This is a genomic window from Streptomyces cahuitamycinicus (assembly GCF_002891435.1).
GTDB lineage: Bacteria > Actinomycetota > Actinomycetes > Streptomycetales > Streptomycetaceae > Streptomyces > Streptomyces cahuitamycinicus.
The window spans coordinates 1-5,212 of sequence record NZ_POUC01000505.1; the positions used below are offsets into that span (position 1 = coordinate 1).

Annotated in this window: 7 protein-coding genes; 1 reads left to right on the forward strand and 6 read right to left on the reverse strand. The window is 72.4% G+C overall.

The features are described 5' to 3' along the window. Positions 1–119: 119 nt before the first annotated feature. The 3 genes from rplT to infC form a co-directional block, all read right to left on the reverse strand. Entirely contained in the window at positions 120–503 is a 384-nt protein-coding gene (rplT, locus tag C1J00_RS37810) for a 50S ribosomal protein L20 (RefSeq protein ID WP_097215629.1), read from the reverse strand. Positions 504–603: 100 nt separating this feature from the next. Continuing rightward, the gene (rpmI, locus tag C1J00_RS37815; protein WP_003977225.1) at positions 604–798 is read right to left on the reverse strand and encodes a 50S ribosomal protein L35; all 195 of its coding nucleotides are present in this window, start codon (positions 796–798) and stop codon (positions 604–606) included. 108 nt (positions 799–906) lie between these two features. Then, positions 907–1,569, reverse strand: a complete 663-nt coding sequence (infC, locus tag C1J00_RS37820; RefSeq protein WP_102913429.1) for a translation initiation factor IF-3 — start codon at positions 1,567–1,569, stop codon at positions 907–909. Between the two features lie 396 nt (positions 1,570–1,965). Here infC and C1J00_RS37825 point away from each other — a divergent pair, with 396 nt between their 5' ends. Further along, on the forward strand, positions 1,966–2,322 hold the full coding sequence (locus tag C1J00_RS37825; RefSeq protein WP_062925865.1) for a DUF1844 domain-containing protein: 357 nt from the start codon (positions 1,966–1,968) through the stop codon (positions 2,320–2,322). Positions 2,323–2,345: 23 nt separating this feature from the next. On the opposite strand, the gene C1J00_RS37830 is transcribed toward C1J00_RS37825, so the two are convergent. From C1J00_RS37830 to C1J00_RS37840, 3 genes are all read right to left on the reverse strand, one after another. Further along, a complete protein-coding gene (locus C1J00_RS37830) occupies positions 2,346–3,077 on the reverse strand; it encodes an SseB family protein (RefSeq protein WP_102913428.1) in 732 nt (243 codons plus the stop codon). A gap of 76 nt (positions 3,078–3,153) precedes the next feature. After that, positions 3,154–4,362: a type VII secretion-associated serine protease mycosin gene (gene mycP, locus C1J00_RS37835; protein WP_439333468.1), complete on the reverse strand. Its 1,209-nt coding sequence runs from the start codon at positions 4,360–4,362 to the stop codon at positions 3,154–3,156. Then, positions 4,359–5,212 (reverse strand): hypothetical protein (locus C1J00_RS37840; RefSeq protein ID WP_245936670.1); only part of this gene is annotated, 854 nt, incomplete at its 5' end. The genes C1J00_RS37840 and mycP, both read right to left, overlap by 4 nt.

The window sequence follows — 5,212 nt, forward strand, 5'->3', positions numbered from 1 at the left end:
GGGGAGACGAGCTCGGGGGTGGCAGGCGGCATCCTGTTCGCTTTCTCGGTGGCTGCACAGCAGGACCCGCAGACCGTCCGGCCTGCGGGTCCTTCAGTCGCATCGGCTCTGAGCCGGCGTCACGCGGCCTTCGGCGCGTTGACGTCGCTCGGCAGCGCCTTCTGGGCGACCTCGATGAGCGCGGCGAACGCACCGGCGTCGTTGACGGCCAGCTCGGCCAGGATCTTGCGGTCGACCTCGATGTTCGCGGCCTTCAGACCCTGGATGAAGCGGTTGTAGGTCATGCCGTTGGCGCGGGCAGCGGCGTTGATGCGCTGGATCCACAGCTGACGGAAGTCGCCCTTGCGCTTCTTGCGGTCGTTGTAGTTGTAGACCAGCGAGTGGGTGACCTGCTCCTTGGCCTTGCGGTAAAGGCGCGAGCGCTGACCGCGGTAGCCGGAGGCCTGCTCGAGGATCGCCCGGCGCTTCTTGTGGGCGTTGACTGCCCGCTTGACGCGTGCCACTTGTTAACTCCTTGCAGCGGGGCCGTGGGGGGTGCTCACACGACCCGGAATCGATTGGGTCCCGGTACGGCGTCCTGTACGGCGCTCACGCGCCGGGACGTCACTTGCCGAGAAGCTTCTTGATCTTCGCGGCGTCGCCCGGGGCCATCTCGGCGTTGCCGGTGAGGCGACGCGTCACACGGGACGACTTGTGCTCGAGCAGGTGGCGCTTGCCGGCGCGCTCGCGCAGCACCTTGCCGGAGCCGGTGATCTTGAAGCGCTTGCTGGCACCGCTGTGCGACTTGTTCTTCGGCATAGCGCCGTTCTCTCCTCGTCGTCGGCACTCCGGTGCCCGGTCGCTAAACCGGGCACGGTGGAGCGTCGTCTTGTATCGGTTGCTTCCTGGGACTGGCGTCCCGGGGAGTCACGCCTCGGCGGGCTCCTCAGCCGGCGCCTCGGCCATCGTCTCGGCGTCCGCGTCGGCTTCCGCGGCGTTCTGCGACTTGCCGGGGTTGGCCTTCGCTTCCGCCTTGCGGGCTTCCTGCGCCTGGCGGGCCTCGGCCATCGCCTCGGTCTTCTTCTTGTGCGGACCGAGAACCATGATCATGTTGCGGCCGTCCTGCTTCGGGTTCGACTCCACGAACCCGAGGTCGGCCACGTCCTCCGCGAGACGCTGCAGCAGCCGGTAGCCCAGCTCGGGCCGGGACTGCTCGCGCCCACGGAACATGATCGTGATCTTGACCTTGTCGCCCTGCTTGAGGAACCGAACGACGTGACCCTTCTTGGTGTCATAGTCGTGCGGGTCGATCTTCGGCCGGAGCTTCATCTCCTTGATGACCGTGTGCGCCTGGTTCTTGCGCGCCTCACGGGCCTTCATGGCCGACTCGTACTTGAACTTCCCGTAGTCCATGAGCTTGCACACAGGCGGACGGGCGGTCGCCGCCACCTCGACCAGGTCCAGGTCGTACTCCTGCGCAAGCTCCAGTGCCTTGGCCAGGGGGACGATGCCCACCTGCTCGCCACTGGGACCGACAAGTCGCACCTCTGGAACGCGAATCCGGTCGTTGATGCGGGGCTCGGCGCTGATGGATCCTCCTCGGTAGCACCACGCGGCGGTCTGGCGGACGGCCGCGTAACGTCTGTGATCGATAGACCTAACCGCGCCGAAGCAACAAAAATGCCCCGGACGATCCCAGGCGGGGCTCCTCGAACTACCGGAGCACCGCCGCGGGAAGCCGCGGGGCGCGCTTTCGGACGGATCGCCCGCCGCTGGGACGGGGCCGTCTGACCGGTGACCCGCCGCCCTGAGGGTGATCGGGTGGGAGTTCGAAAGCCTCCACTTGTGGGCCGGGCCCGCGGGCTGTGAGGCACACGTGTCCGACCGGTCGTTACACGAGGCTACCAGCATCGGCTGGCGACAGCCAATCGGGGCGGGTCGGGGGCACGTGGGGAGCACCCGCTCCCTGCGCCTATCGTGTGGGGCATGAGTGAGACCCCTCCTGAGTCCCCCGACTTCGACGCCATGGCCCGCGACATCGCCGAGGTTCCGGCGGTCGAGGTGATCGTGACGGTCGCCGTCAACCTGATGAGCGCCGCCGCCGTGAAGCTCGGTCTGACCGAGGAGGGCGAGAAGCACAAGGACCTGGACGAGGCCCGCAAGCTGGTCCACGCCCTGGCCGGTCTGCTGGACGCCACGGCGACCGAGATCAGCTCCTTCCACGCGGCGCCCCTGCGCGACGGTCTGAAGTCGCTCCAGCTGGCGTTCCGCGAGGCCTCGCTCGTCCCGGACGAGCCGGGCCAGGGGCCGGGCGAGAAGTACACGGGCCCGGTCTACGGCTAGGTTCTGTCCCTAATTCATCCGCTTCATCCGCGTACGTACAAGGGCTCGCCCGGCGGCGTCGCCCCGGCCGGCAGGACTGCCAGGTCGAGGCCGTGCACCAGGCGGGCCCTCAGCGTCTCTTCGGCGGCGAGGCGGCGCGCGACCGCGTGGACGCCGGCCTCGTGCGGCACGGCCGGCTCGAAGACCAGGGCGAGGATGCCGTCGGCCCGGCCGGGGCCGAGGTAGGCCCTGACCACGGCGCGCACGTCGGCGACCACGGAGCGCACGGCGTCCACGACGGCCGGGTCGGCGAGCGGGTCCGTGGTGGTGCGGCCCTCGGCTAGCGACAGCAGCGCGGGGCCGGTCAGCTCGAAGGGCACCGGTCCGGCCATGTCGAGCACGACCGTGTCGGCCTTCTCGTGCGCGGCGGCCTGCAGGGCCTGGTGCAGCGGTACGGCGACGGGGCGGGCCTGGGGATCCCAGCGGGCGAGGGAGTCCGTGGAGGTGAAGGCGGGCAGGGCCGTGCGGTCGCCGGCCTTCAGGGTGGGGACGGCCATGTCGCTGGTCTTCTCGCGGCGCAGTCCCCGCTCGTCCTCCTCGACCTCGCCGAGCACGGCGACGACCGGGACGAGCAGCCGGGCGTCCCTCAGGGCGGCCAGGACCTCACCCACGGCGCTCCGGTCCGCGGACCAGGCGATGAGCGCCGCGCTCAGCCGGGGGTCGGCGGAGCCGTCGTCGTCGGAGAAGCCGGAGTCCGGGATGTTCTTGTTCGCCACGCGTCGACCCTATCGGCCGGGCGGTGCGCTCCCCGCCGGACCCTGTCGGGCCGGGCGGTGCGTTCCCCGCAGGGGCTCAGAAGTCCTCACGGCCGGTGCGGCGGCCGCGCCACAGGACGACCGCCGCGACCAGCAGGACGCCGCCGGAGCCGCCCGCGAGGGGTGCGGCCCAGTCGGCGGTGCCGTCGCCGGAGGCGTCGGCGTCCGGTCCGCTGCCGAAGTACTTCGCACCGTAGGAGGCCGACTGCAGGCCCTCCGGCTCGATCCGGCGGGCGGCCTCGATGGCGGCGGCCGGGTCGACGAAGCCGAAGCCGCGGGAGTCGTCGCGGCCCCCGGCCGGGGCGTTGCGGGCGGTGTCCTCCAGCAGCGTCTTGATCTGGGCCGGGGCGAGACCGGGGTGGGCGGCCTTGACCAGGGCGGCGGCGCCGGAGACGAAGGCCGCGGCGGCGCTGGTGCCCCAGCCCTCGTAGTACTTGTGGTCGGGGTCGGCGATGACGACGTCGACGCCGGGGGCGCTGACCGTGGCGTACCAGCGGCGGGTGGAGAAGGAGGCACGCGTGCCGGCGCGGTCGACGGCTGTGACGGCGATGACGCCCGGGTAGGCGGCCGGGTAGGAGATGTGGTCGCCCTTCTCGCCGCCGTTGCCGGCGGAGGCGACGACGACGACACCCTTCTTCAGGGCGTACTGGATGGCCTGGTCCTCGCCGGGTTCGGGGTGCGCGGAGGCGGAGTCGTCGCCGAGGGAGAGGTTGATGACGTCGGCGCCGTGGTCGGCGGCCCAGCGGATGCCCTCGGCGAGGGCGTTGCCGCGCGTGCTGCGGGCCTTGGCCCGGGAGGGGTCGCCGTCCTCGAGGATCACGCGGACCGGGAGGATCTGCGCCTCGGGGGCGATGCCGAGGACGCCTTCGGTGTCGCCGGGGCCGTGTCCGTGGCCGGCGATGATGCCGGCCATGGCGGTGCCGTGCCGGGCCCAGGCGCGGTCGCCGGGTTCGGCTCCGAAGCCGATCAGGTCCTTGCCGGGCAGGACGTTGCCGGCCAGGTCGGGGTGGTCCTCCTCGACGCCGGTGTCCAGGACGGCGACGGTGACGCCCCGGCCCTTGGTGGTCTGCCAGGCCTCCTCGGTGTGCATGGCCTCCAGGGCCCACTGCTGGGCGCGGATGCCGTCGGCGTGCGCGGTGGCGGCGGGGAGGAGGACCAGACCGGCGGTGAGCAGGGCGCCGAGGGCGGCGGCCCTGCGGGACGGCCTGCGGGGGCGTTTCCCGGCCGGGGAGTGCGTGGCGGTCACGAGGGCTGCTCCGAGGCCGAGCGGACGTTTCTGCGGAAGTCGCGTTCGACGCGGTCGGCGAGGCCCTGCGCCTCGTTGCCGAGGCCGGCCTGCGCGGCGGCGGTGGTGGCGTCGGCCTCCAGGGCGTCCTCGGCGGGCTGCGGGTCGTCGACGGTACGGCCGTCGGCCCAGCCGGAGACGGCGTAGACGACGACCGGGGCCTCGGTGAGCACGGAGACGGTCCAGGACGCGCGCTGGCCGGCGCCGAAGCCGGCGGCGAGCGTGCCCTTCGCGGCGTACGGCAGGGGCATCAGGTCGCTGCGGCGGTCCAGGCGCTCCTTGCGGAAACGGTTCGCGAGGGCGGTCATGCCGGGGGCGTCGGCGGTGGTGAAGAGCAGGCCGACGGTGGTCACGTAGCTCTCGGTGGCGTCGGTGTAGGTGGCGCGCAGGAGGCGTTCGCAGCCGACGGGGGCGAGAGCCTTGCGCAGCAGCGGGTCGAAGGCGTTCTTGCAGCCGCTGTCCGGGGCGACGGCGATGCGGGTCCAGGTGCGGTCGGCTCCGCCGGGGCCGGCGCCACGGCCCTGCACGGTGGGCGGGAAGAGCTGGTCGACCGGGACGCTGTGCCAGAGGCTTCCGGCCGCGGCGAAGGTGCTGGGCGTGCCCTCCTCCCCCGAGCCGCCGACGAGCCAACTGCCGGTGAGCGCACCCGAGATGAGTCCCATTCCGAGTACGAGGCAGACGGCGGCAGCGGCGACCTGCGGCGCCCCGCGCCGGCCGAGCGGCCGGGGCCGGGCGTCGGCGTCGTAGCCCTCGGGTTCACCGAACGACACCATGGGGCGCGTGGCGCTCCAGGAGAGGGCGGGGTCGGGAG